This is a genomic window from Sporichthya polymorpha DSM 43042 (assembly GCF_000384115.1).
GTDB classification, from domain to species: Bacteria; Actinomycetota; Actinomycetes; order Sporichthyales; family Sporichthyaceae; genus Sporichthya; species Sporichthya polymorpha.
The window spans coordinates 3,570,098-3,595,856 of sequence record NZ_KB913029.1 but is presented as its reverse complement, the minus strand read 5'-3'; the positions used below and the strand labels follow the sequence as shown (position 1 = coordinate 3,595,856).

General features: G+C 72.0%; 21 protein-coding genes and 1 tRNA gene. 12 read left to right on the top strand and 10 right to left on the bottom strand.

Annotated elements, in window-relative coordinates:
- The first annotated feature begins 47 nt into the window (after positions 1-47).
- The gene (gene mobF / locus SPOPO_RS30275; RefSeq protein WP_019876242.1) at positions 48-3,149 is read left to right on the top strand and encodes a MobF family relaxase; all 3,102 of its coding nucleotides are present in this window, start codon (positions 48-50) and stop codon (positions 3,147-3,149) included.
- A gap of 100 nt (positions 3,150-3,249) precedes the next feature.
- Positions 3,250-3,477 (top strand): helix-turn-helix domain-containing protein, encoded by a 228-nt coding sequence (locus SPOPO_RS30270; RefSeq protein ID WP_019876241.1) that lies wholly within the window; start codon positions 3,250-3,252, stop codon positions 3,475-3,477.
- Between the two features lie 170 nt (positions 3,478-3,647).
- Here SPOPO_RS30270 and SPOPO_RS0117460 read toward each other — a convergent pair.
- Positions 3,648-3,719, bottom strand: a tRNA-Arg gene (locus SPOPO_RS0117460).
- An 88-nt stretch (positions 3,720-3,807) separates the two neighbouring features.
- On the opposite strand from SPOPO_RS0117460, the gene SPOPO_RS0117455 reads away from it, so the two are divergent.
- The 5 genes from SPOPO_RS0117455 (at position 3,808) to SPOPO_RS33050 (ending at position 9,307) form a co-directional block, all read left to right on the top strand.
- The gene (locus SPOPO_RS0117455) at positions 3,808-4,179 is read left to right on the top strand and encodes a response regulator transcription factor (protein WP_019876239.1); all 372 of its coding nucleotides are present in this window, start codon (positions 3,808-3,810) and stop codon (positions 4,177-4,179) included.
- Positions 4,176-5,621 (top strand): histidine kinase, encoded by a 1,446-nt coding sequence (locus SPOPO_RS33055; protein WP_019876238.1) that lies wholly within the window; start codon positions 4,176-4,178, stop codon positions 5,619-5,621. Before SPOPO_RS0117455 ends, SPOPO_RS33055 begins: the two co-directional genes overlap by 4 nt.
- A gap of 25 nt (positions 5,622-5,646) precedes the next feature.
- On the top strand, positions 5,647-6,342 hold the full coding sequence (locus tag SPOPO_RS0117445; protein WP_156870606.1) for a response regulator transcription factor: 696 nt from the start codon (positions 5,647-5,649) through the stop codon (positions 6,340-6,342).
- 38 nt (positions 6,343-6,380) lie between these two features.
- Complete coding sequence (locus SPOPO_RS0117440; protein WP_019876235.1) at positions 6,381-7,217, top strand: DUF5602 domain-containing protein; 837 nt, start codon at positions 6,381-6,383, stop codon at positions 7,215-7,217.
- A 371-nt stretch (positions 7,218-7,588) separates the two neighbouring features.
- Positions 7,589-9,307 (top strand): HNH endonuclease signature motif containing protein, encoded by a 1,719-nt coding sequence (locus SPOPO_RS33050; protein WP_019876234.1) that lies wholly within the window; start codon positions 7,589-7,591, stop codon positions 9,305-9,307.
- Positions 9,308-9,359: 52 nt separating this feature from the next.
- On the opposite strand, the gene SPOPO_RS0117430 is transcribed toward SPOPO_RS33050, so the two are convergent.
- Together SPOPO_RS0117430 and SPOPO_RS0117425 are read right to left on the bottom strand one after the other, a co-directional pair.
- Entirely contained in the window at positions 9,360-10,970 is a 1,611-nt protein-coding gene (locus tag SPOPO_RS0117430; RefSeq protein ID WP_019876233.1) for an acyl-CoA dehydrogenase family protein, read from the bottom strand.
- A 40-nt stretch (positions 10,971-11,010) separates the two neighbouring features.
- Complete coding sequence (locus tag SPOPO_RS0117425; protein ID WP_019876232.1) at positions 11,011-11,325, bottom strand: GNAT family N-acetyltransferase; 315 nt, start codon at positions 11,323-11,325, stop codon at positions 11,011-11,013.
- A 44-nt stretch (positions 11,326-11,369) separates the two neighbouring features.
- On the opposite strand from SPOPO_RS0117425, the gene SPOPO_RS0117420 reads away from it, so the two are divergent.
- The 3 genes from SPOPO_RS0117420 to SPOPO_RS34875 all read left to right on the top strand — a co-directional run bounded on the left by SPOPO_RS0117420 (position 11,370) and on the right by SPOPO_RS34875 (position 14,238).
- Entirely contained in the window at positions 11,370-12,299 is a 930-nt protein-coding gene (locus SPOPO_RS0117420) for a pirin family protein (protein WP_019876231.1), read from the top strand.
- Positions 12,300-12,346: 47 nt separating this feature from the next.
- On the top strand, positions 12,347-13,210 hold the full coding sequence (locus SPOPO_RS0117415; RefSeq protein ID WP_019876230.1) for an AAA family ATPase: 864 nt from the start codon (positions 12,347-12,349) through the stop codon (positions 13,208-13,210).
- Positions 13,211-13,332: 122 nt separating this feature from the next.
- Entirely contained in the window at positions 13,333-14,238 is a 906-nt protein-coding gene (locus SPOPO_RS34875; RefSeq protein WP_169577215.1) for a vWA domain-containing protein, read from the top strand.
- A gap of 37 nt (positions 14,239-14,275) precedes the next feature.
- Here SPOPO_RS34875 and SPOPO_RS0117405 read toward each other — a convergent pair whose 3' ends face one another.
- The 4 genes from SPOPO_RS0117405 to SPOPO_RS0117390 are packed head-to-tail and all read right to left on the bottom strand — an operon-like array spanning position 14,276 to position 19,452.
- Positions 14,276-15,775 (bottom strand): ABC transporter substrate-binding protein, encoded by a 1,500-nt coding sequence (locus tag SPOPO_RS0117405; RefSeq protein WP_156869980.1) that lies wholly within the window; start codon positions 15,773-15,775, stop codon positions 14,276-14,278.
- 13 nt (positions 15,776-15,788) lie between these two features.
- On the bottom strand, positions 15,789-16,871 hold the full coding sequence (locus SPOPO_RS33045) for an LLM class flavin-dependent oxidoreductase (RefSeq protein WP_019876225.1): 1,083 nt from the start codon (positions 16,869-16,871) through the stop codon (positions 15,789-15,791).
- On the bottom strand, positions 16,868-18,457 hold the full coding sequence (locus tag SPOPO_RS0117395; RefSeq protein WP_019876224.1) for a PEP-utilizing enzyme: 1,590 nt from the start codon (positions 18,455-18,457) through the stop codon (positions 16,868-16,870). Before SPOPO_RS0117395 ends, SPOPO_RS33045 begins: the two co-directional genes overlap by 4 nt.
- Positions 18,454-19,452, bottom strand: a complete 999-nt coding sequence (locus tag SPOPO_RS0117390; RefSeq protein WP_019876223.1) for a DUF7065 domain-containing protein — start codon at positions 19,450-19,452, stop codon at positions 18,454-18,456. Before SPOPO_RS0117390 ends, SPOPO_RS0117395 begins: the two co-directional genes overlap by 4 nt.
- A 145-nt stretch (positions 19,453-19,597) precedes the next feature.
- Between SPOPO_RS0117390 and SPOPO_RS33040 the strand changes: the two genes are divergently transcribed.
- Together SPOPO_RS33040 and SPOPO_RS0117380 are read left to right on the top strand one after the other, a co-directional pair.
- Positions 19,598-20,122, top strand: a complete 525-nt coding sequence (locus SPOPO_RS33040; RefSeq protein WP_019876222.1) for a TetR/AcrR family transcriptional regulator — start codon at positions 19,598-19,600, stop codon at positions 20,120-20,122.
- A gap of 25 nt (positions 20,123-20,147) precedes the next feature.
- Positions 20,148-20,951 carry a thioesterase family protein gene (locus tag SPOPO_RS0117380; RefSeq protein WP_019876221.1) on the top strand — a complete coding sequence of 268 codons (804 nt, stop codon included), beginning with the start codon at positions 20,148-20,150 and terminating at the stop codon, positions 20,949-20,951.
- Here the strand turns inward: SPOPO_RS0117380 and SPOPO_RS33035 are convergent.
- The 3 genes from SPOPO_RS33035 to SPOPO_RS0117365 are packed head-to-tail and all read right to left on the bottom strand — an operon-like array spanning position 20,948 to position 25,755.
- The gene (locus tag SPOPO_RS33035) at positions 20,948-21,664 is read right to left on the bottom strand and encodes a hypothetical protein (RefSeq protein ID WP_019876220.1); all 717 of its coding nucleotides are present in this window, start codon (positions 21,662-21,664) and stop codon (positions 20,948-20,950) included. The two genes, SPOPO_RS0117380 and SPOPO_RS33035, sit on opposite strands and share 4 nt — an antisense overlap.
- 9 nt (positions 21,665-21,673) lie before the next feature.
- Positions 21,674-22,348 carry a hypothetical protein gene (locus SPOPO_RS0117370; protein ID WP_019876219.1) on the bottom strand — a complete coding sequence of 225 codons (675 nt, stop codon included), beginning with the start codon at positions 22,346-22,348 and terminating at the stop codon, positions 21,674-21,676.
- Positions 22,349-22,368: 20 nt separating this feature from the next.
- Complete coding sequence (locus SPOPO_RS0117365) at positions 22,369-25,755, bottom strand: error-prone DNA polymerase (RefSeq protein ID WP_019876218.1); 3,387 nt, start codon at positions 25,753-25,755, stop codon at positions 22,369-22,371.
- Between the last annotated feature and the right edge of the window lie 4 nt (positions 25,756-25,759).

Genomic DNA, 25,759 nt, shown 5'->3' with positions numbered 1-25,759 from the left:
GCCGGGCGGTCCGGCGTCCCCGCAGGCGCGGGTGAACACCGGGTGGGGTGGCCACGGTGATGTCGCTGGCGGTCATGTCCGCCGGGTCGGGCTACCGGTATTTGCTGCGCCACACCGCCACCGGGGACATCGCGCGCGAGCCTGGTCAGGCGCTGGTCGACTACTACGCCGCGACCGGGCTGCCGCCGGGCCGGTGGACCGGCGCCGGGCTACCCGGCCTCGGCACCGGCGACGGCACCGACATCACGCCTGGCACGCTGGTGACCGAGGAGGCGATGGGCCGGTTGTTCGGGTCCGGGCACGACCCGATCACCGGCGGGCGCCTCGGGCTGTCCTACCCGAAGTTCAAGACGGTCGAGGAGCGGATCGGTGAGCGCGTTGCCCGGTTGCCGCAGAACCTGTCCGCCGCAGAGCACGCGGCAGCGGTCGCGGAGATCGAGTCCCAGGAGAGGGCCCGTCCGCAGCGGTCCGCGGTCGCCGGCTACGACCTGACCTTCACTGTCCCGAAGTCGGTGTCGGTGCTGTGGGCCCTCGGCGACGCCGCCGTCCGTCGAGCGGTCGAAGACGCCCACCGGGACGCGGTCGCCGCCGTGCTGGGCCTGATCGAGGAGCGGTTCCTGCACACCCGTATCGGCGAGGGGTCGAAGATCCGCGTCCCGGCCCGGGGCGCGGTCGCCGCGGCGTTCGATCACTGGGACACCCGCGCCGGCGATCCGAACCTGCACACCCACCTGGTTCTCGCCAACAAGGTCCAGGGCCCAGACGGGCGCTGGCGAGCCATCGACGGCCAAGTCCTCTTCGCCGCAGCGGTCGCGTGCTCGGAGATCTACGACTCCACGATTGCCGACACCCTTGCCACCCGGTTGGCAGTCCGCTTCGGCTACCGCGACCGCGGACCCCGCCGCACCCCGGCCTTCGAGATCGAAGGCATCCCCGACCCACTCCTGCACGCCTTCTCTTCCCGCTCCCAGGCCATCGGAGTGCATCTGCAGGACCTGGTCGCGGCGTTCACCGACACCCACGGCCGCGAACCCAACCGCGTCGAGGTCGTGCGGCTACGCCAGCAGGCCACCCTCGCCACCCGCCCGGACAAGCACGTCACCGCGCTTGCCCAGCTCCGGCAGCGGTGGCGGGCAACCGCCGAAACCGTGACCGGGCAACCGGCCGAAGCGATCGTCCGCGGCGCCCTGACCAGCACCGACGGCGGCGGGGCAAGCATCCTGACAACCGACCCCACACCCCCTCCAGTCGACGTCTCCGGCGCGCTCCTGGCCCGCTACGCCGACGCCACCGTCGCCGGCGTGTCCACCCGGCGGGCAACCTGGACCCACGCGAACCTGCTCGCTCAGGCTGCGCGCGCAACCCGCGCCCTGCGCCAGCCCGACCCCGCCACTCGGATTGCGCTGCTCGACCGGGTCGTGACCGCCGCGCTGGAGCGGTGCGTCGCGCTCGACCCACCAGCGACCGGCTCGGCCCTGATGACCACCGCGACGGACGGTGTCACATCCACGCCGACCACCGCGACCGCCGCAGCAGGCGCGCGTCGCAACGGCCTACAGCAGGCGGGCGAAGCGCCTCAGGTGGTACGTCCGGATGCAGACGCGCCCGAGCCCGCCTACACCACGTGGGAGATCCTCGCCGCGGAAGCGCGACTGCTCGCCGCCCACGACGACACCACCGCCCCGACTGCGGATCCCGGCCCGCTCCACGCGACCGCGGCGCGGCCCATGCCCGGCACGCGCCGGATCTCAGCCGAGCAACTCGCCGCAGCCACGACGATCATCGCGTCCGCGCGTCGTCTCGACGTTTTGGTCGGGCCGGCTGGCAGCGGCAAGACAACGACCTTGGCCCTCGTCCGGGGCGCATGGGAGTACGCCCATGGCGCCGGATCGGTGATCGGGCTCGCTCCCTCCGCCACCGCCGCCGCACAACTCGGTCTGGCGCTGCGGATTCCGGCCGAGACCGTCGCCAAATGGATCCACCACTCCCAGCCCGGCGTCGTCTCCGGATCCGCCGCCGACACGGGTGCTGGCGCCGCGGCCGGTGAACGGTGGCGCTTCCGCGCCGGGCAGCTCGTGCTGATCGACGAGGCCGCCATGACCGCCACCACCGACCTCGACCACCTCATCACCCAGGCCGGCGCCGCGGGCGCGAAGGTCGTCCTGATCGGAGACCACGCCCAGCTCGGCGCCGTCGACGCCGGCGGCGCGTTCGCCCTACTCGCCGGCGAAGGCCACACCGTCGAACTCGACACCCTCCACCGATTCACCCACGTCTGGGAAGCCACCGCCACCCGCCAGCTGCGCGTCGGCGACCCCGCCTGCCTCGACGCCTACACCGCCCACGGGCGGCTGCACGACGGCCCGACCGAAGCCATGATCGAGGCCGCCTACCGCGCCTGGGCCACCGACATCACCGCCGGACGGCACAGCCTTCTCCTCGCCTCTGATCACGCCACCGTCACCGCACTGAACACCCGCGCCCGCACCGACCGTGTCCGCGCCGGGTACGTCGACTTAGGACGCGAAGTCCGGCTCCACGACGGCACATCGGCGGCCCAGGGCGACGTCGTCTTCACCCGGCGCAACCAGCGTCACCTTCAGCGCCCCGGCGGTGGATACGTCCGCAACGGCGACCAATGGCACGTCATCGCCGTCCATCATGACGGAGCCCTCGACGTGGCACCGACAGCCTCTGCCGGCGGGTCAGCCCAAGGTTTGGTTCGCCTGCCCGCTCACTACGTTCGCGATCACGTCGAACTCGGCTACGCCTCCACCATCCACCGTGCCCAAGGCGCCACCGCCGACAGCGGGCACCTCATCGCCGACGCCCGCATGAGCCGGGAAGCCCTCTACGTCGGCCTCACCCGCGGCCGCCACGCTAACCACGCCTACATCGCGACGGATGCGGCCGCGGCAGAGCACGTGCCGACCGACGACCTAACTGCACGGCAAATTCTCGAAGCGGTTCTGCGGTCGCCAAGCTCCGACACTTCGGCGATGAGCGCGTGGCGCCGGCGTCAGGCTGCGCACATCCACCCTCCCCACCGCATCGATCAGTGGCAGACCTCACACGCTCCCCGTACACGGTCGGCCGCTCGGATCCACCCGCCGGACCGACCACCGAACGCCGGCGGTATCACGCGATGATCCCCGACCTCTCGACTGCACGGCCTCGAGGCTGCCGGGCACCTCCGATCGGCGCCATACCCGCCTGTCGACCAGCGAACAGAGCCCAGAGGGGGACCCCGTGAGTAAGGCGCGAGACCGCAACAGCGGAAGTGAGCTTGAGCCAGACCCGCTGCTGACGAAGCAGGAGATCGCCGAGTTGTACGGCACGACCGACCGGTTCGTGGAGAAGCTGATCGCCTCCGGCGAACTACCCGCCTACAAGCTGGGCGGAAAGCTTGTCAGGATTCGCCGCAGCGACGCACTCGCTCTGCTTCGCCCCATCCCTACGGTGCGCGACGCGCTCTGACAGACGCCCGGGGCCCACGCGCCGATTCTCGGTGGGGAGCCAGGAGACCTACCCAAGCGGCGCGAACAACGCGTCATCAGAGTGAACCGAACTGAACCGTTCTAGGGCACATGGAGGGCACGAACACGGTTACGAGGGAAGCAATATGACTCTGACCTGCATAAATATTGTGCCCCCGGCAGGATTCGAACCTGCGCACCCGGCTCCGGAGGCCGATGCTCTATCCCCTGAGCTACGGGGGCTCGGGAACCCGGAGAGGTTATCGCACGCCGGTGGGTGGTCCGTGCGGGCACGGATGCATGGGCCGGACGGGCCGACCACGATGACCCGATGGGGTTGCGCGTCCTGCTCGTCGACGACGACGAGCGCTTCCGGGCGGCGGCGTGCCGAGCGCTCGCGGCCGACGGCGTCGAGGTCGTGGCGGAGGTGGACAACGGCCTCGACGTGGCAGCCGCGGCTGCCCAATGGCGCCCCGAGGTCATCCTGCTCGACATGAATCTGCCGGACATCGACGGCCGGGAAGTGGCGCGGCGGCTGCAGACGGAGGAGTCTGAGGCCGTGGTCATCCTGATCTCGACGCGCGACGCGGCTCACGGCCGCCGCCTCGCCGCGGGGCTGGCGGCCGGGTATCTCCCCAAGGATCAGTTGTCGCTGGGGGCGATCCTCGAGCTCGTCCCGAACGGTCCTCCCAGCCGGCGATGACGACCGCCCGGGCGCGCCTGGTCAAGGAGGCCGTATCGCTGCTGCGCGATGCGGCACGGCGCACCCCGGTGGATCCGACCGTCGAGGTGATCTACACCCGGGTCGGCAGCGCCGCCTTCCTCGACGCGCTGGGCTCCCACCCCGAGAACGGGCGGATGCGGACGCCGATCGAGCGGGACGGCAAGCCGATCGCCGCGCTGCTGCACCCACCCGGGCTGGCGCGCGACGCCGAGCGGCTGCGGGCCGCCGTGGAGGCCGCCTCCCTCGCGATCGAGAACGAGCGGCTGCGGGCGGAGCTGCGCGACCAGCTCGGCGACGTCCAGGCGTCGCGGACCCGGCTGGTCCAGGCGGCGGACCGCGAGCGGCAGCGCGTCGAGCGCAACCTGCACGACGGTGCCCAACAGCGGCTCGTCGGACTGGCCCTGACGCTGCGTCTGGCGGAGCGGGAGAAGCTCGACCCCGCGGTGGCCCACCTGCTCGAAGACGCGCTCCACGAGCTCCACGACGCGCTCGACGACCTCCGCCGGCTCGCCCGAGGAGTCCACCCCGCGATCGTGTCCGAGGCCGGCCTCCCGGGCGCGCTGGAGTCGCTGGCGGAACGATCGGTGCTGCCCGTCGACCTGGCGGTGGACGTTCCGACCCGCCTGCCCGACGCCGTCGAGGTCGCCGCCTACTACTGCGTCGCCGAGGCGCTGGCCAACACCCGCAAGCACGCGCAGGCCACCGGCGTGACCGTTCGGGCGGCGATCGTGGACGACGCGCTGGTCGTGTCGGTCGCCGACGACGGATGCGGCGGCGCCGTCCCGGCCGCCGGCTCAGGGCTGGAGGGTCTGGCCGACCGAATCAGTGCCCTCGGAGGCCGGTTCGCGGTCGAGAGCCCGCCCGACCACGGCACGACCGTTGCGGCGTGGCTCCCGGTCGTCCTCACCGAGGCCCCCGGCCGGCCGGCGCGGCACCTCGCCGCGATCCGGTGGATGGGGTGGGAGAACTGGGAGATCCCCGCCGAGGTCTATCTGCAGATCACCGACGAGGACAACCTGAATTTCGCGAAGGGGACGCTGCTCTGTGCCGGCGGTCGCGCCGTGCTCACCGAGCGGGAGCGGGACTGGTACGACGGCTACCGCGCCGCCTGCGGGGACGCGGACTGGGTGCTCGACGCGGTCCGCAACTACGACGACACCGACCGGATCGAGGACGTCGGTGCGCTGCCGAGCATGCAACTGACGGTGCGCGGGATGGTGCACGACGCACTGCGGCTGTGCGCGTCCGACGGAGCCCTCACCACCGAGGAGCACGACCGGATCACTGACGGGGCCGCCGGCCTCGGCATCGCGCGCGAGGTCGTCGAGGAGATCCGCGGCATCGTCGAGGACGAGCACGCTCTCCGTCGTCGGCGCTACGCGACAATCTCCGGCCCGATGTTCCTGCTCGGGTCGCCATGACAATCGGCGGTGCTCCGTGCGGGTGATGCTCGCCGACGACGCGGGCCTGGTCCGGGAGGGCATCGCCCGCCTGCTGACCGCCGACGGGGTCCACGTCGTGGCCCAGTTCCCCGACGCCACGGGCCTGCTGGCCGCGGTCGGTGTGGAGCGGCCGGACGTCGCGATCCTCGACGTCCGGATGCCGCCGACGCGGACCACCGAGGGGCTGGCGGCCGCCGTCGAACTCAAGCGGGCCTATCCGGATCTGGGCGTGCTCGTGCTCTCGCAGTACGTGGAGACGCGCCACGCGGTCGACCTGCTCGCGCAGGGCCGGACCGGCGTGGGCTACCTGCTCAAGGAGCGCGTCGCCCGCTCCACCGACCTGGTCGACGCGCTGCACCGCATCGCGGCCGGCGGAACGGTCGTCGACGCCGAGGTCGTCGAGGCGGTATTCGCGACCCCGCGGCGCGCGGACCCACTCGACCGCCTGACCGCCAAGGAGCGCGAGGTGCTGGCACTTGTCGCGCAGGGGTACTCGAACGACCGCATCGCGGAGCGGCTGATGGTCACCGCCCGCACCGTCGAGACGCACACCAGCCGGATCTTCAGCAAGCTCGGGCTGGAGACCGACCCCGCGACCCATCGCCGGGTCCTCGCCGTCCTCGCCCACCTGCGCGCGAGCGCCGGGCCGACCGCGGAATCCGTGCCAACACGGACGACGGCCGGTCACGGACCGGCCTAGGTTCGCCGCAGCGTCCACTGCTTTCGAAGTGAGGACCCATGAACCGCACTGCCACCCTGGCGGCCGCCGCAGTGCTCGTGCTGGCGGGCTGCGGCAACGACGATGACGACGATCTCGAGAGCCTCGTCCCCGCTGCGGCGGACAGCCCCGCCCCGGTTGTGTCCGCCGGCGACGGGCCGAGCCAGACCCTCGGGAACGGCAAGGTCTGGACGTACGTCACCTCCTCGGCCGGGCAGCCCGTCGAGGTGGGCGTCCGGTTCTCCGCCGCCGCGCTGGAGGGCCTCGCCTCGGACACGCACGGGGACCTGCACCCGGTCGGGATGGTGCTCAGCTTCCCGACGAACGTGGCCACCGGCGTGCTCGACCACGTCGAGCTCTACTGGAATCCGCAGGGGCACGAGCCGCCGGGCGTGTGGGACAAGCCCCACTTCGACTACCACTTCTACCTGACCGACGAGGCTGCGGTGAAGGAGATCGTCCCCACCGCACCGGACTTCGCCACAAAGGCGGCGAACATCCCGGACGCGAAGTACATCGCCGCCGACTTCGTCGCCCCGCCCGGGACCGCGGTCGACAACACGATCCCCGGTATGGGGCTGCACTGGCTGGACGGCACCGAGCCGCCGGTGCCCGGGCAGTACACCTTCACCGAAACGATGATTCACGGCTCCTACGACGGAGCCGTCACCTTCATCGAACCGATGATCACGCGCGAGTGGTTGCTGACGAAGCCCACGCTGAACGAGGCGATCAAGCAACCGCAGGCCTACCAGCGCACCGGCCTCTGGCCGACGACCTACAGCGTCCGGTTCGACTCCGCGACCAACGAGTACTCCGTCGCCCTCGGCGGCTTCGTCCAGCGCGCATCGTCCTGAGCCGTCGCCGCTTCGCCCGCGGCGTCCGCGGCGTCCGCCGTCAAGAAAGGGTGACACCCCTTACTCGCGAGTAATGGGGTATCACCCTTTCGACGGGGTTATCCACAACCCACTGGAGATGACATCTCCAACGGGGGCGCGTGGTGTTGATGGGGCGTCAGAGGCGTTGTGACACCGCGGATTCCGCTCCTCCGCTCCTCCGCTCCTCCACGCCGCCGCGCCTCGATCCCGGCGATAATGGACTGTCGGTGGTGCCCGCTAGGTTCATCGTGATGACGGGGACATCGACAGCAGCAGCGACACCGCCGCCCACGCCGAGTGCGTGGCAGGTCTCGCTCGGCCTGACGCCGAGTGAGGCCGAGTGCGCGTCGATGACCGGGGCCGAGTCGGTCGCGGTGCTGCGCGCCGGCCAACGACAACTGAACGCCGCGAACGCGGTCTGGTTGGGCATGGTGGCCGAGGTCGGGTCCCGGGGGCTGGATTCCGAGGACGAGATCGTGCGCCTGGCGGCCCCGGACCGCTGGGGCGCCGATGAGGTCCGCACCGCGCTGCGGATCTCGGCCTACACCGCGAACGAGCTGCTCGACTTCGCCTGGGCCGTCGTGCGGCGCTTCCCCAAGCTGCACGCCGCGATGACCGCCGGCGAGTTGAGCATCGAACGGGCCCGGGTCATCCACTTCTGGGTCCGGGACATGAGCGATGAGCACGCCAACACCGTGATCGATGAGGTCCTGGGGCACTGCTCGATCGACGCCGAGCGCCCGTGGACCAGTGAGCAGATCGGGGCGCGGTGCCGCAAACTCGGGATCCAGCTCGACCCCGACTGGGCGCTGCGCCGGTTCGCCGAGGCCCACCGGGAGCGGCGGGTGATCTCCTGGCGCAACGAGGACGGCACTGCCACCCTGGCCGCGCAGAACCAGGACCCCGCCCGCGTCGCCGCCGCGATCGCCCGGGTGCGGAAGCTCGCTGATGACGCGAAGCGTGCGGGTGATCCGCGGCCGCTGGATCACCTGCGCTCGGAGATCGCGCTCAACCTGTTGGACGGCACCTACGCCGACTTCACCGACGACCAGATCCTCGCCCACCTCGCCGCCACCCGCCCGACCGACGTCGAGGGCGACGAGGGCGACGAGACCGACGCGGGCGACGAGACCGACGCGGGCGAAGAGTTCCCGCCGGAACCCGAGCAGGAACCCGAGCCCGAGCCCGAGCCCGAGCCCGAGCCCGAGCCGGAGGCAGCGCCCGAGCCGGAGGCAGCGCCCGAGCCGGAGGCGGCGCCCGAGCCGGAGCCCGCCCCGAGCGCGGTGTCTCCGCACCACGGGGTGCAGCTGACCGCGAAGGTCTCCACCCTGCTCGAGTTGGACCGGGACCCGGCCGAGCTGGCCGGGCAGGGCCCGGTGCACGCCGAGTACGCCCGCGACCTCGCCCACCGACTGGCGGCGGGGCAGTGGCGGTTCGCGGTCACCGGCCCCGACGGGTACGCGATCTCCTCCGGGCTCGTCGGTGCGCGGCCGATCGACTGGCCCAAGCGCTGCGCGGAAGACCACGGCATCGTCGACCTGCTCATCCCCGCCGACCTGCTGCAGGCCCTGCTCGACGGCACCCTCACTGGCGAGGACGTCCCTACCTGGCGGGCGGTGCTGGTCGAGATCGGCCGCCACCACCTCCTCGCGACCGCCGGCGCCGAGAACGAGACCGCCCCGGAAGACCCGGACGACGACACCCGGCGGTTCCCCCGCCAAGGACTACGCCGGGACACCCAACTCCGCATGACGACCTGCCAGGCCCCCGGCTGCCGGCTCCCCGCCGCCCGGTCCGAGATCGACCACACGATGAACCACGCCCGCGGGGGCCTCACCCTGGCCGGGAACCTCGGCCCGCTCTGCGAGCACGACCACGACCTCAAGACCAAAGGCGGGTGGCAACTCATCCGGCTCGGCCACGACCGAGTCCGCTGGATCACCCGGCTCGGTGTCGTCTACGACGTCGAAATCCCACCCCTGATCGACCCCGACCCACCCGGCCGGCCCCGCGCCCCCGAACCCGAACGACCAGCACCCCGCCCCGCACCCGACGAGCCAGCAGCCTGAGGCTCCCGGGGCGAACAAGGCCGCCCCGGGGCCGGAATCCGGACCGGAGGGATCAGCCCGCGAGGGCGCGGTCGAGGATCGGGCCGACGTCGACGGAGCCGGGGAGCATGCCGTAGGTGTGACCACCCCCGCCGAGGCGGGAGGCGCAGAAGGCATCGGCGACGGCGGACGGGGCGTGGCGGACCAGCAGGCTCCCCTGCAGCGCCAGGCACAGGTCGGCGACGACGCGGCGGGCGGCGAACTCGGCGTCACCCTCCCCCAACCCGGCGAGTCGGGAGCGGGTCTCGGACAGGTGGGCGTCGAGGCGGCGGTCGGCGCCGACGGCGAGGTCGCACTCGGCGAGGAACGCCGGCAGGCACTCGGGCTCCCGGGTCAGGGCGCGCAGGACATCGAGCGCGGCGACGTTGCCGGAGCCCTCCCAGATCGAGTTCAGCGGGGCGTCGCGGTAGATCCGCGGCAGGCCCGACGCCTCGATGTACCCGTTGCCGCCCAGGCACTCGAGCGCCTCGGCCGCGTGACCCGGCGCGCGCTTGCACACCCAGTACTTGGCCACCGCGGTCGCCAGGCGACGGAAGGCGTTCGCGCCCTCGACCCCGGCCGCACCCTCGTCGTACGACCGGGCCACGCGCATCGCCAGCACCGTCGCTGCCTCGGACTCGACGGCGAGGTCCGCGAGCACGTTCCGCATCGCCGACTGCTCGACCAGCGCACGTCCGAACGCCGAGCGGTGCCGCGCGTGGTGAACGGCCTGCGTCAGGCCGGCGCGCATCGTCGCCGACGAGGAGATCAGGCAGTCGAGCCGGGTGTGGTTGACCATCTCGATGATCGTCGGGATCCCGCGACCCTCGACGCCGACCATCCGCGCGGGAACACGGTCGAACTCGACCTCCGAGCTCGGCAGGCTTCGCGTCCCGAGCTTGTCCTTGAGCCGCTGCACGCGGAAGCCCGGCGCGGCGCGCTCGAGAAAGAAGCACGACACACCGGCCTCGGTCTGAGCAAGCGTCAGAAACGCGTCGCAACTGGGGTACGAGCAGAACCACTTGTGCCCGGTGATCTCCCACCAGCCGTCGCCGATCGGCTCCGCCCGGGTGGTGGACGCCCGCAGGTCGGACCCGCCCTGCTTCTCCGTCATCGCCATGCCCAGAAGCGCGCCGTCGGCGTAGCTCGTCGACGTCAGGCGGGGCTCCCACTCCGCCGCGATCTCCGGCTGCCGCCGCAACGCCGGCACGCCCGCGTACGTCATCGAGACCGGGCACAGCACGCCCATGTCGAGCTCGATCCACATCCGCAGCAGCGCCGCGCGGACGACGTGCGCGCCCGGACCCGGCGAGCGCCAGGGCAGGGACGTGATCTCGCGTTCGACGGCCTGCCCGAGCAGCCAGTGCCACGACGGGTCGAGTTCGACGGTGTCGACGCGGTTGCCGTAGCGGTCGTGCGTGTGCAGCACCGGCTCGTGGCGCTCCGCCCGCTCGGCGTGCGCCTGCGCCTCGGCGCTGCCCGCCGCCGCGCCGGCCGAGAGCAGCCGGTCGGTCCCCCACTCCCCGCCCTCGCGGGCGATCGCCTCGGCCAGGGCCGGGTCACCGACGTAGAGGTTGTGCCCCACCAGCGGCGGGACCTGGTTGAGAACCTCGTGAGTGGAGCGGGACCGGTCGAGCGTCGTCACGGCGAGCCTCTCGGGTCGGGAGAGCGTACTCGCCGGTAACTTAGCTCGCGTCCTCGGCGGTGTCCACGAGATCGGCCCAGTCGTCGTTCTTCTCCAGGAAGCGTTGCACGTAGGGGCAGGTCGCGCGGATGCGCAGCCCGTCCTCCCGCGTCGTGTCCAACGCCGCCCGGACCAGGACGCCGGCGAGGCCCTGCCCGGAGAACGCGTCGTCGACCTCGGTGTGGACGAAGGTCCGGTGACCGGTCTCCTCGGTGTACTCGGCCACGCCGGCGAGCTTGCCGTCCACGTGGATCTCGAACCGCCCCTCCTGCGGGGCGTTGCGAACGGTGACGTCGGGGCTGCTCTGCTCACTCATCCACGCAGGCTACTCGCGGGCTGGCCGCGAGCTACGCTGCGGCGATGACTGAACCCGTCGTACTCGGCCAGCGCGAGGTGCCGCTCGGCGGCCCACGGGCGATGACGGTGCGCCGGGCGCTCCCCCAGCGGGCGCGGTCGCTGATCGGGGCCTGGTGCTTCGTCGACCACTACGGGCCCGACGACGTCGCCGTCACCGGCGGCATGGTGCTGCCGGGCCATCCGCACACCGGGCTCCAGACGGTCTCGTGGTTGTTCGCCGGCGAGCTCGAGCACCGCGACACCACCGGCGCGCACCAGGTCGTCCGGGCCGGGGAGCTCAATCTCATGACGGCCGGCTCCGGCGTCGCCCACTCGGAGTTTTCGACGCCGGACACCTCGCTACTGCACGGCGCCCAGCTGTGGGTCGCCCTGCCCGCCACCCACCGGGACACCGACCGCAACTTCGACCACTACGCCCCGACGCCGTTCGATGTGGACGGCGCGCGCGTCAGCGTCTTCCTCGGGTCGCTGTTCGGGACGAGCTCGCCGGTGCCCACGTTCACCGCGTTGACCGGCGCCGAGGTCGTGCTGCCGGCCGGCGCGACGCTGGAGATCCCGGTCCCCCGCACCCACGAGCACGGCCTGCTCTGCGACACCGGCACCGTCACGGCGCAGGCGCCGGGCGGCACCGTGACCGCAACGCGCGGCGAGATCGCCTTCGTGCCGACCGGCGCCGACGCGATCCGCGTCCGGGCCGGCGACGTGCCCACCCGGTTCCTCGTCCTCGGCGGCGAGCCGTTCGGCGAGCAGATCGTCATGTGGTGGAACTTCGTCGGCCGCAGCCACGAGGAGATCGTCTCCTTCCGCGAGGAGTGGCAGCGTCAGCACCACCACCCCGCCGGCGACGGCCGGTTCGGCCGCTTCCCCGCCGCGTGGACGCACACGCTGCCCGCCCCGGACCTGCCGAACGTGCGGTTACGCCTCCGTGGCTAAACCCATTAGGTAACGTGCCACGAGGACCGTTGACGAGGAGGTACGCGTTGATCGACCAGGCGCGCCGGGACGCGATCGCGGCCAAGGTGGTGGGACGGTCCCGCGAGCTCGATCTCGTGCTCGCCGCGGTCTCCGCGGGCCGCGACATCCTGCTCGAGGGCCCGCCCGGCACGGGGAAGTCCACGCTGTTGCGGGCGATCACCGCGAACTGGGGCGTTCCGTTCGTCCTGGTCGAGGGCAACGCCGAACTCACCGCGGCCCGCCTGGTCGGGCATCACAACCCGGCGCGGGTGCTCAAGGAGGACTACAGCGCGGACAACTTCGTCGCGGGTCCGCTGCTCGAAGCCATGCAGGGCGGCGGCTTCCTCTACATCGAGGAGTTCAACCGCGCGCCCGAGGACACCGTCAACGTCCTCCTCGCCGCCATGGCGGAGCGTCAGATCGCCGTCCCGCGTGTGGGTTTGATCACCGCGAAGGACACCTTCCGCGTCGTCGCCTCGATGAATCCGTACGACTCCGTCGGAACCGCCCGCATCTCCGACTCGGTCTACGACCGCTGGTGCCGCCTCGCCGTCGGCTACCAGGACGCCGCCGAGGAGGAGGCGATCGTCGCCACCCGCACCGGCTGCACCGACGCCCGCCTGGTCGCCGACGCCGTCGCGATCACGCGCGCCACCCGCGGGCACAAGGAACTGCGGCGCGGGTCTTCGGTGCGCGGGGCGATCGACCTGACCGCGATCGCGTCCGAGCTCACGGGCCTGGCCGCCGGCGCGGACGCCGAGGAGGCGCACCGCAACCGCGTCCTCGACGCCGGGCTGCTCGCGCTGTCGGCGCGCATCTCGCTCGACGAGGCCAGCGACCGCACGCCCGAGGACGTCATCCGGGACATCTGGGAGCGCCATTTTTTCTGAGGGCCCGGCGTAGCCCGGGCGGGAACAGCGTTCTCCTCGACGACCCCGACGGCCTCCCGTCCGACAATCCACCGCGGGAGGGGCTCGGGCCGTTGCGGCGTCGGCCCAAGAAGCTGACGGAGATGCCGTCGCTGTTCGGCGGCGGCGGGCAGCCGTTGGTGCTCGACCTCGGCGCGGAACGCGACGCCGAGACCGGCGGCCCTCCCCCGCCGGGGTCACAGCGCACCGTCGTCACCGCGCAGTCGGGTTCCTGGCGGGACGTCGGCGACCTCCTCGAGGAGCGCGAACCCGACCCCGAGATCGATCGGATGGCCCGTCAGATCTCACGCAACCTGGCGCTGCGCCGGACCTGGCGGGACGCCGACGTGGCCGCGGGCTCGGGCCGGCCGATCTCCGTGCCGTACCACTACCGCTCCGACGAGATCGACCTCGACCGGACGCTGGAGGTCCTCACCGAGCACCCCGTGCCCGAGGACACCGACATCATCGTGCGCGAGTCGGTCCGCCGCAGCATCGACGTCGTGCTCATGGTCGACGTGTCCGGGTCGATGCGCGGAGAGAAGGTGCGGGTCGCCGCCGCGACCGTCGCGGCCCTGTCGAGCGCTCTCTCCGGCCCGGGGGCCGGGCACCGCCTCGCCCTCGTCGGGTTCTGGTCGGACGCCGCACTCCTGGAGCCGCTGACCGGCAACACCTCCCCCGTCGTCCTGCTCGACCGCCTGCTGCGGATCCCCGCACGCGGGCTGACGAACGTCCACTTCGCCCTCACCGTCGGCGACGCGGTGCTGAAGACCTCGGGCGCCCGCCGGCAGGTCGGCGTGCTGCTCACCGACGCCGTGCACAACGCCGGGCCCGACCCGCGGGACGTGGCCCGCCGGTTCCGGGAACTGCACGTCCTGCTGCAGACCGACGGTGAGCACGACCGTGACCTCGCCCGGGACATGGCCAAGCTCGGCAAGGGCATGACCGCCCCGATCCGCACCCACCGCGACGTCGCACCGGCCCTCAACCGGGTGCTGGGTCGGGGCTGACGCAGAGTCAGCACCCCGCGGTCGGCGGTCCGGGAGCTCAGTAGTCGTCGAGCGACGCGAGCGGTCGACCGTTCTTGACGCAGTCCAGTGACGGGCCGGGCGCGGTGGTGAACTTCTTCCCGGAGATGGCGACCAGGCCGTAGCAGAGGTGCCGCGGCGCGGGCTTCCCGCGCGTCAGGGTGATCGGGTACGTCATGCCCTTGAGGTCGTTGTTCTGAAGTCGGTAGAGACCGTCAGCCAGGTCGGCCCGCGTCGGGTTGTCCGGGAGATCCTTCGCCGCCTGGGCGAAGAACTCCCCGATGATCCAGCCGTTCACCATGCCGCCCGTGACGACCTGTCCGGGCAGGAAGCGCGTGAACGCGCGGTGAGCCTCCGCGACGCCCGGCACGCGGAGGTCGGTGAACGGGGCCATCTTTGTGGCGACCAGCAGGCCGTCGACGGTGGGGTCCAGCGGCAGGTCCCGGGTCACGACGATGTCCGCGGTGGCGAACTGCGGGCGGTAGTTCTGCCGGGCGCAGTTGCCGGCGAAGCGGCGGATCGAGGCGCTGTCCATCCCGAGCAGGATCGTCGTTGCCCCGGCCTGCTCGGCCGCGAGGCACTGCGAGGTGAAGTCCGGCTGCGTCAGGGAAGGCCGACCGCGCGCGACGAGTTCGAATCCGCTCTTGCGCAGGACGTCGGGGTTGCTCCACCGCCGGTCGAAGTTGTCACACAGCCCGAAGTCGCTGCAGGCGAACGCGGCCAGCTTCACCGGTCCCTGCGACCGACCCTTCGCGTTCAACGCCTTGCTGAGCGCGAGCATCATCCCGTCGGCAAGAGTCAGGCCCGCCGGCGTTGCCGTCAGCACGTACGGATTCGTGTACGGCAGCTCGAGGCCGCCGTCGGTGCCGAAGGTGTAGATCTTCTCGGTGTCCAGGTACTTGTTGTTCCCGGCCGGGGCGTAGGCGACGGTGTTGAACAGGAACGCGAGCACACCCTGTTGCTCCACGAACTGCTTCTGCATCGCGTAGTAGCGCGCCGGGTCGCCGCCGTCGTCGCCGACGAGCAGCTCGATCGGGTGGCCGTTGACGCCACCCGCCGCGTTGACGGCCTGCGACCAGACGCGCAGCCCGGTGACGGTGTCCTTGACCAACGACCCGACCGGGCCGGAGAAGGTGCCGACGGCACCGAGGCGCACGACCGACTTCGGGCCCGTCGCGGTGCGGCCTTCGGACGGCCGCGCCGCCGGGCGACCCGCTGCCGCGATGTCGCCCCGGGTGGCGGTCGTCGCCGCTGCGCCCGTCGGTGCGACCGGGTCGGCGGTGTTCGGGGCCGAACCCACGTCGACCGCGTCCGGAGCCGCGGGAGCGACGGCGACGTCCGGCGCGGGGGCGGCTGCCCCGGCAACCGCGGCCGGGACGGGAGCCTCGTCGGCCCGGATGCCGACGGCGGCCTGAATGGCCTCGTCGGTGACCCGGGTCCCGCCGCAACCGCTGAGCACCAGGGCGCCCGCGACCACTGCGATCACCGCGCGGCGCCCTCGCGAGAGTGATCTCGACACGGAACGTCTCCTCTCAGAGCGCGTGCATCAGTTCCACGAGTCGGGGCAGCTGACCGCCGAGGACGCGGGCGGTCTCCTCCGGGGCGTAGGTGGTTCCGGTGACGTCACCGAGGACGATGTGCTCCAACCCGACCTCCGCGTACGGCTTGAGCCGCGCGGCGATCTCGTCCGCGTTGCCGAACCAGGCAAGTTCCTCGACGAGCTCGACCGGGATGCGCTTGGCCGTCTCGCGCAGGGCCTTCGGGTCGAGGTCGTGCGGGATCAGGTCGATCTGGCCACGGCAGTTCGGGCCGCCGGGGTGCTCGACGCCGTAGCGGTCCCACACGTACGCCGGCAGGTAGTACGCGATCAGCTTGACGACCGGCACGTCCTCCAGCACGCCGAGCACGGAGTCCCGGGAGTCACCGAAGATGACGGCGGGAACCATCGACGCGGTCGGCGCCGGCCGGCCCGCGCGCTCGGCGGCCGCGCACACGGCCTGATACTGCGCCGCGTACTCCTCGGGCGGGCTGGGCAGCGGCAGCCACCCGTCGGCGTAACGGCCCGTCAGCTCGAGCATCCGCGGCATCTTCGCGGCGACCCAGACCTCGGGCACTCCCTTCGGCCCCGAACGGTCGAGACCGATGCGACCGGAACCGGTCGGCATGTTCCCGGTGTCGAGCAGCGACCGGATGTCGCGCAGCGCCGCCTCGAGCCGGTCGACCGGGCGCCGGTAGTCGTAGCCGTAGGGCACGAGCGACTCGGCCTCGCCGGAGCCCAGACCGAGGACGAACCCGCCCCGACAGGCGTCGTTCACGGTCAGGGCGGCGCGGGCCAGGTCCGGCCCGGCACGGCGGACGGCGTCGGTGACGGACAGCCCGAAGCGCAGGTCCGTGCCACCACCGAGGGCGGCCGCGACGCAGAACGGGTCGAGGAACGCGTCCGGGTCGGGCAGCGCGGAGGCGGCCGGGAACTCGGACCACAGGGCCGGGTGGGTCAGGCCCATCATGTGGTCGAGCACCCAGACGTCGTCGACCCCGAGCGCCTCCGCGCCACGGAGGGCCATCTCGTTGAGCGCGATCGAGTGGACGGTCGGCATCAGCAGTCCGAGCTTCACGAAGTTCTCCCGAGGAGTTCGACGGTGCCGGCGTTCCCGTCGACGCGGATGCGGTCGCCGGTACGCAGGGTGTGCATGGCCGTGCGGGTGTTGACCACGCACGGGATTCCGAGCTCGCGGGCGACGACCGCGGTGTGGCTCATCAGGCCGCCGATGTCGGAGACCAGGCCGCCGGACAGGAACATCAGCGACGCCCACGCCGGGTCGGTGTGACGGGCGATCAGGATGTCGCCGTCCTCGATGTCGGCCCCGGCGGGGTCCTCGAGAACGAGCGCTCGGCCCTCAATCACACCGGGGCTCGCGCCGATGCCGGTGATGGTGCCCGTCGTCGCCTCGGGCGCCGGGGCCGGCTCGGGCTCCCCCACCCAGAACTCGGGCAGGTCGAGCGTGCGGTACTTCTCGTACGCCGCCCGACGCTCGGCGACCAGCTCCATGGCGTGCGCGGGCCAGCCGGTCCGAAGCTCGTCGAGGGTGAAGAAGAAGATGTCCTCGCGGTCGAGCAGGCGGCCGTCCGCGACAGCCAGCTCACCGAGCCGGCGGGCCGCCATGCGGGTCACGTCGACGCCCTGCAGGAACGCCACCTTGCCGACGCCGCGCAGCGGCAGGTACTTGCCGGCGAGCTTCAGCGCCGTGCGGGCCAGCGGCTTGCGCGCGGCCGACGTCGCGGCCAGCAGCTTCGCCTCCAGCTCGTGCCGCCGCCGTTGCTGGGCCGCTTCGACGGCCTCGGGGTTCTCGGACTCCGGCTGCGCCGCGTAGGCCTCGACCAGCTTGTGCACCGGCGTCGGGTCCTCGCGCCACGTCGTGATCGAGATGTCACCCTCGCGCGGCCCGTGGTAGCCGTAGTCGGCCACGAACCGCTCGACCGGCAGGCGGCCGCGCGAGCACGCCCACAGGTCGCGCACCATCGCGGTCTCCTCGTGCCCGCCGTGTCCTCCGGCGAGGTCCTGCGGCGTGAGGTCCGTGCCGGCGCAGATCTTGGCGAGCAGGTCGTACACCGGCTGCACGGCGCCGAGGGTGAGCACCGTGTGGTGGTAGATGACCTGCCGGAACTCGTCCGCGCCGGTGACCAGGAGCGCCCGGGCCCCGGCCTCGTCGAGACCGTTCACGCGCGCGACCGCGTCGGACCACACGCCCTGCATGCGGGTCCGGCTGGCGCGGATCGCCTTCGGACCGCGCACCCACGGGACGCCGGCGCGAGCCGCGACGCGGGGGTAGTACCGCCGCTGCGGACGCGAGACGTAGCCCGGTGGGACGAAGGTGAAGATCTGACGGGCCATCGCATCGCCGCTGGTGCCGGGGATGCGGTCGGCCCACGCGCAGAGGATGTCCAACTGCAGCGCGATCCGGCCGTAGAACGCGGAGAACAGCCGGTCCTCCGACGCCGTCGGCACGGCGGTCTCGTCCCGGTTCAGCGCGCCCAGGGTGTGGAACGCGCGGCGCAGGCCCTCCTCGCCGGCGGGACCCCAGATCGACCAGCCCAGCGGCGTCTGCACACCGGGCACCGCCTCGCCGACGTTGGTCGTCGTCCAGGACGAACCCGGCCGCGACCGACCGTGGAGCGGGTCCTCGACTCGCGGGCTCGTCATCGGGCGGCGCCCAGGTTCTCGCGCTGGTGACGGCGGATCACGTTGATGTCGAACCAGTCCTGGTTCTCGCCCCACCCGTGCTCGCCGTCGATCTCCCACTCGGCCAGGCACCACTGCATGTGCCAGAGGCTGTGCCACTTCAGGCAGTTGCGGACGCGCGAGACGGCACGCATCTCGCGACCGTGCTCGTCTTCCAGGAGCAGCTCGACGCGCCGCGGACGGCCGTCCGGCTCCCGCTCGAGCACGACCCGCTGACCGCCGGTGATCTGGCCGAGCTTGCCGTCCTGGATGAAGTGGCCGTAGCCGATGCGGTCCACCGACCGCGCGGTGACGGGAGCGGTCGGGTCGGGCCGCGCCGAGGTGACCGCGAACGAGGTCCGCTCCGACGCCCAGCCGTAGTCGAAGCCGCCGCCGGACTGGTTGCGCGCCGGCCCCGGCCGCAGGCCACGGGAGTGGTCACGGAACGCGTGGCAGTCCACGGGGATCGTCTCGCCGCGCAGCGTGATCGTGCCGGTGACCGAGCCGAGCTGCTCGTAGTGCACCGAGCCCCAGACCTCGAAGCCGTCGGCGTCGCTGTTGGAGTAGTGCAGGTTCGGCGGGTGGTACGCGCCCTCCCACAGCAGGTCGAGCTGCAGCTCGTCACCCGCGTAGCCGAGGCGGTACCGCTTGAGCGGCTCGAGCAGCTCGCAGCTCATCCCGTTGCCCAGCCGGAAGTTGAACAGATCGGTGTCCGGCGCCATCGGATTGAAGTGGTACCACTCCGAGTACAGGCAGTTGTGGGTCTCCGTGCCGACGGCATCCCACAGCGCCACCCCGGCGGAGGTCAGCTTCATGTTGGGCCGGTGCCAGACGTAGAAGTACCCGTTGATGTCCAACTCGGGGACCATGAAGGTGAACAGGCCGGACTCGTTCCAGAACGGGTCCTCCGGACGCGGGTGGTGTGCCCAGGAGTCGTCCTCGGGAACGATCTCGCGGGTGCGGTCAGCAGTGGTCATGTCGCGGGCACCGTCTTCGACTCGGGGGTTGTCGGCGGGATTTATTTACGCTGTATCAATAAATCTGTTCGTACCGTAGGCTCGCAGGGTGACGGTGTCAACGACGGGTTCGCGCCGGCCACGTGGCCGACCGAAGAAGGTCACCGTGGCCGAGATCGCCGACGCCGCCCTGACCCTGCTCGACACCGAAGGTCTCGACGCCGTCAGCTTCCGCCGGGTCGCGGGCGAACTCGGCGTCAGCCACATGACGCTGTACAGCTACCTCGACTCCAAGGAGGCCCTGCTCGACGTCATGGTCGGGCGGGCCCTGGAGGTCCCGGAGCTGACGCACCCTCAGGGAGACTGGGCCCAGAGCCTGCGCGAGGTGCTGGTCGAGATCCACGACGCGCTGGTGGCCCGGCCCGGGATCGCGCAACTGATCATCACGACCTCCCTCGACGGACCGTGGGTGATCGCGGTCCGCGACCGACTGGTCGGCCTGCTGCGGCCGGCGGGCTTCACCCGCTCCCAGTCCGTGGACGCGATCAGCGTGCTGGTCAACTACGTCCTCGGCACCGCACTGGTCGAGGCGAGTCGCGGCAGCGGCGCCTCACCCCGCGCCTTCACCACGGGTCTCGACCTGCTCATCGAGGGTCTCCACCGGCGCGTCGAGGACTCCGCGTCGGGCTGAGCGAGGCTGGGTACTCTTCGACCCCATGACCTTCGCCGAGGCCACCGCCGTCTCCGCCACCGGCCCCGGCCGCTACACCGCCGAGCTCACTCCGTACTGGAGCGCGTTCGGCAACCCCAACGGCGGGTATCTGGCGGCGATCACCGCGCGGGCCGCCCTGGCCGAGACCGGACGCGAGCACCCCCAGTCCGTCTCCACGACGTTCTTCAAGGCCTCCCGCCCGGGGCCGGCCGAGCTCGAGGTGACCGTCAACGGGACCGGCCGGACGCTGTCCAACGCCCGGGTGCTGCTCCGGCAGAACGGCGTCATGATCCTGGAGTCGACGGTCGTCTGCACGGACACCCCGACCGACGACGTGCCGGCGGACCCGTCGGTCCTCCCGGTCGACGAGAGCCAGTGCACACCGCCCGGCCTTCGCCCCGGAGCAGGCCCGTCGATCCTCGACAGCGTCTCGGTCCGCTACCCACTCGGCTTCGGGCCGCGCGACGTCGTCGGACCGGACCGTCCGGACGCCGTCGTGACGGCCTGGGTCCGGCTGCTCACCGGCGAGGACCCCGACCCGTTCATCGCGATCGTCGCGGCCGACGCCCTGGTCCCGACACCGTTCCAGCTCGGCTACGTCGGTTGGTCGCCGACGGTCTCGATGACCTGGCACCTGCGCACGCAACCGGCCCCCGGCCCGCTCGCGGTGACCGTCTCCGCCGGCCAGGTGACACCCGCGGACGGGTGGTTCGACGAGCGCGCCGTCGTCCGGGACAGCGCCGGCCGGACCGTCGCCCACGCCTGGCAGATCGCGCGCCTGACGAAGGGCATGCCGGAGGGCACCTAGACCGGAACGGCCTCCCGGGCCTCGAGCCCGGCCCCGGCCTTCGCCTCCGCCTGCGCGGTCAGCACCGCGATCATCCCCATGACGGCCATCCAGCCGCCGAAGGTGAACAGCGGGATCCAGTACGAGATGACGCCGTGGTAAGCGAACGGGCCGTCGTGGAAGAAGAGCAGCAGCACGCCGGGCAGGAGCAGGACGCCGATCCAGAGGTTGAGATACCCGAACCAGCGCGGGTGCACCGCGGTCCGGGCGCCGAGCACGGTCGCACCGAGGGCGAACGCCTGAGTGGCGAACGCCGGGGCGGTCAGGAACGCCATGAACCAGCCGACGTCGTGCAGCAGCTGGATGTCCTCCCCCGAGCGTTCCGGCCGGAACGCCGCCGCCGTCAGGAAGACACCGAACAGCGTGAGGAGCACATAGGTGGTGATGCCGGAGAGGGCGAACAGCGCGGTCAGCACCGGACGCCGGCCCTCGTACCGCAGCATCTGGACGGTGATGACGGCGACCACCGCACCCCAGCCGACGACCGCGAGCAGCAACATCAGCAACCCGGCCCGGATCCGGTCCGTCTCCCCGCGGTAGAAGTCGGAGAACTCCTGCGGGGTCCAGTCCGCGGCCGGCGGCACGAAGTAGTCCGCGATGAGAAAGGCGGGGAGGATGACCAGCACCCCGAGGATGCCCGCCAGGCCACAGACGATCTGACTCCGCGTATTCATGACCGGAACCTACTGGGCCAGGGCGGCTCGGCGGCACCCCCAAGCCAGGCCGAGTACCCAGGTTCCGAAGGCGACCAGGGGAATGAGGTACGGGATCACGCCCTGATAGGCGAACACCCCGTCCTGGAAGAAGACGAGCAGGATGCCCGGGACGAAAAGCGCCCCGGCCCAGCAGCCGAGGTAGCCCAACCAGCGCGGGAACTCCGGCCCGGCCTCGGCTCCCCCGCCGGTCAGGATGGCCAGCCCGGCCGCAATGGCCTGGGTGGCCGGCGCGACGACCGTGAACAGCAGGCAGAACCAGGCCAGGTCGTGCAGCGCCTGAGTGGTGTCCGGAGCCCGGTCGGGACGGAACGCGGCGACGCCCAGGCAGGTGAAGGTCAGGATCAGCGCGACGTAGGTGACCGCCCCGGCGATGCCGTGCAGCGCGGCCAACGTCGCGGACCGGGCCTTCAACTGCATCCAGGCCACGGCCATCAGCGCACCCCAGCCGGCGGTCGAGAGCACCCCGAGCACGGCGCCGGTCCGGATCCGGTTCCGGTTCTCGGTGTACCAGGCCGCGAGTTCCTCGGCGCTCCAGGCGGCCGCGGGGGCCGGCAGCAGGTCGGCGGTCAGCAGGGCGACGAGGGTGAGGCTGATGCCGATCGCCCCGGCCCAGGCGCAGGCGACCTGCGCGCGCGTGTTCATGGGCGGAACCTAGCGGTGCGTCAGCGGAAATCGCGGGATCTGGAGCCGACGGCCATCTCGAGGCGGACGAAGTTCTCCGCGACCAGGCTGATGACCCCCTCGGAGCGCTCCAACCGACCGCGGATCACCAGCGCCGCGGAGTCGCGCGCGATCCGCCGGTGCCGGGCCCACGCCCCCGGGGAGCAGATGACGTTGAGCATGCCGGTCTCGTCCTCGAGGTTGAGGAAGATCGTGCCGGCCGCGGTCTGCGGCTGCTGACGGTGCGTCACCACACCGGCCACGCGAACCTTCGAGCGGTCGGGCGTGGTGGCGAGGGCGGAGATCGGGAGGATGTCGGGGTTCAGGTGCGCCCGCATGTTCTCCATCGGGTGCCCGTCCGGGGTGATGCCGGTGGCCCACAGGTCGGCCATCGTCAGTTCGACCTGCTCCAGCTCCGGCAGCCGCGGGGCCCGGTGCCCGACCACCGTGCCGGCGATCTGATCCGGCCCCGTCTGCGCGACGGCCCCCGCCGCCCACAGCGCCTCGCGCCGGGCGAGGCCGAGACTGTCGAACGCCCCCGCGGTGGAGAGCGCCTCGATGTGCGCGGCGCCGGCCGACGTCCGCCGCGCGAAGTCGGCGAGGTCGACGTACGGGCCGTTCGCGCGGCGTTCGGACTCGATCCGCTCGGCGAGATCGTCCCCGATCGAGCGGACCCCGGAGAGCCCGAGCCGGATCGCGGCCCTCCCCCAGGAGGTCTCCGGCTCACGGTTCCCCGGCCCGGCCGGCTCCAGACTCGCCCCGGCGGCGGAGAGGTTGACGTCCGGCCGCCGCACCTCGACCCCGTGCCGACGGGCGTCGGCGACCAGCGACTGCGGTGAGTAGAACCCCATCGGCTGGGCGTTGAGCAGCGCGGCGCAGAACGCGGCCGGGTAGCGCAACTTCTGCCACGAGCTGGCGTAGACCAGCAGCGCGAAGCTGATCGAGTGGCTCTCGGCGAAGCCGAAGTTCGCGAACGCCGCGATCAGGTTGAAGATCGTGTCCGCCGTCTCGCCGGTGATGCCGTGGGTGCGGCGCATGCCCTCGTAGAGCTCGGCGCGCAGTTCGGCGACCCGCTCCGGCGACCGCTTCGACCCGACCGCGCGCCGGACCCGGTCGGCCTGCTCGGGCGTGCAGCCGGCAGCATCGACCACCATCTGCATGAGCTGTTCCTGGAACATCGGGACGCCGAGCGTGCGTTTCAGGCAGTTCTCCAGCGACGGGTGCGGGTAGGTGATCGGCTCCTTGCCCGCGCGGCGACGGATGAACGGGTGCACCGAGCCGCCCTGGATCGGCCCGGGCCGGATCAGCGCGATCTCCAGCACGAGGTCGTAGAAGCAGCGTGGCTTGAGCCGCGGCAGCGTCGCCATCTGCGCCCGGGACTCGACCTGGAACACCCCGACCGAGTCCGCCCGGCAGAGCATCTCGTAGACCTCGGGGTCCTCCTTCGGCATCGACTGCAGCGTCCACTCCGTGCCGTGGACGTCGCGGATCAGGTCGAAGCAGCCGTGCAGCGCCGAGAGCATCCCGAGCCCGAGCAGGTCGAACTTGACGAGGTTGACCAGCGGCGAGGCGCAGTCGTCCTTGTCCCACTGGATGACGGTGCGGTTCTCCATCCGCGCCCACTCGACCGGGACGACCTCCACCACCGGACGGTCGCAGATCACCATCCCCCCGGAGTGGATGCCCAGGTGCCGCGGGAAGCGCGCCACCTGCCCGGCCAGTTCGAGCACGTCCGCGGGCATGTCGTCGGTGTCGGAAACGTCACCGCTGTAACGGTGCACCTCCTTCGCGAAGGCGTCCTGGGCACCGGTCGAGTACCCGAGCGCCTTGGCCATGTCGCGCACCGCCGACCGCGGCCGGTAGGAGATGACGTTCGCGACCTGCGCCGCGTGCCGGCGTCCGTAGCGCTCGTACACGTGCTGGATGACCTCCTCCCGGCGGCCGGACTCGATGTCGATGTCGATGTCCGGCGGTTCGCCGCGTTCCGGCGAGAGGAAGCGTTCGAAGAGCAGTTGGTAGTAGACGGCGTCGACGGCGGTGATGCCGAGCGCGTAACAGACCGCGGAGTTCGCGGCCGAGCCGCGGCCCTGGCAGAGGATGTTCTGGCTGCGCGCGAAGTCGACGATCTCGTGGACGATGAGGAAGTAGCCCGGGAAGTCCAGCCGCTCGATCATCGCGAGCTCGTGGTCGATCTGCGCCCAGGCGCCCGGCTGGGTCTCCGCCTCCCGCGGGCCGTAGCGCTCCCGCGCCCCGCGGTAGGTGAGCTCGCGCAACCAGCTCATCGCGGTGTGCCCGGCCGGGACCGGGAAGTCCGGCAGCCGGGGACGGATCAGCGAGAGGTTGAAAGCGCACTCCTGCCCGAGGGCGTGGGCGCTCGCGACCGCGCCGGGGTACCGCGCGAACCGCGCCGCCATCTCCGCCCCGGAGTGCAGGTGCGCCGTCCCGGCCGCGGGCAGCCAGCCGGCCAGCTCGTCGAGACTGCGCCGCGCCCGCACCGCCGCGAGGGCGGTCGCGAGCCGGCGCCGCTCGGGCGTCGCGTAGTGGGCGTTGCCCGTCGCGACGGCCGGGAGCCGGAAGCGGCGAGCCAGGCCGGCGAGCGCATCGAGCCGCGCGTCGTCGTCCGGGTAGCCGTGGGCGGTCAGCTCGACGGCGACGTGGTCCCGGCCGAACAGCGCGACCAGGCGGTCGAGCTCACGCGCCGCCGCCTCCTCGCCGCCGTGCGGCCCGGGCCTGGTCAACGCGGCCGGCACCGCGCCCTTCCGGCACCCGGTGAGGATCAGCCAGTGCCCGTCGGCCGCCGCGGCCACCTCCTCGAGGTGATGGATCGGTCGGCCCTTCTCCCCACCCCGCGCGTGACCTTCGCTGATCACGGTCGAGAGGCGGGCGTACCCGTCCGGATCCCGCGCGAGGACGAGCAGGTGCGTCCCCTCCGGATCCGGCACGCCGTTCTGAGCCTTCGTCAGACCGAGCGAGAGCTCCGAGCCGAAGATCGTCGACAGGCCGTGCTTCTCGGCCGCCTCCGCGAACCGGACGACGCCGTAGAACCCGTCGTGGTCGGTGATCGCGAGCCCGGTCAACCCGAGCCGCACCGCCTCCTCGACCATCTCCTCCGGGTGGCTCGCCCCGTCGAGGAAGCTGAAGTTCGAGTGCGCGTGCAGCTCGGCGTAGGGCACGACGTCGGTCGCGCGCTCGATCTCCTTCGGCCGGTACGGCGCCCGCCGGTAACTCCCCGGCCGCTCCACCTCCGGCCCGAACGCCAGCTTCTGCCCGTTGGGTGCCCGGTTCTCAGCCTGGTCCTCAGGGGCCCGGTTCTGGCCAGTCGGCGGGAACTTCCCCGACAGCCGCTTCTCCAGCTCCCGCCACGGCATCGGCGGGTTCTCCCACCCCATCTCA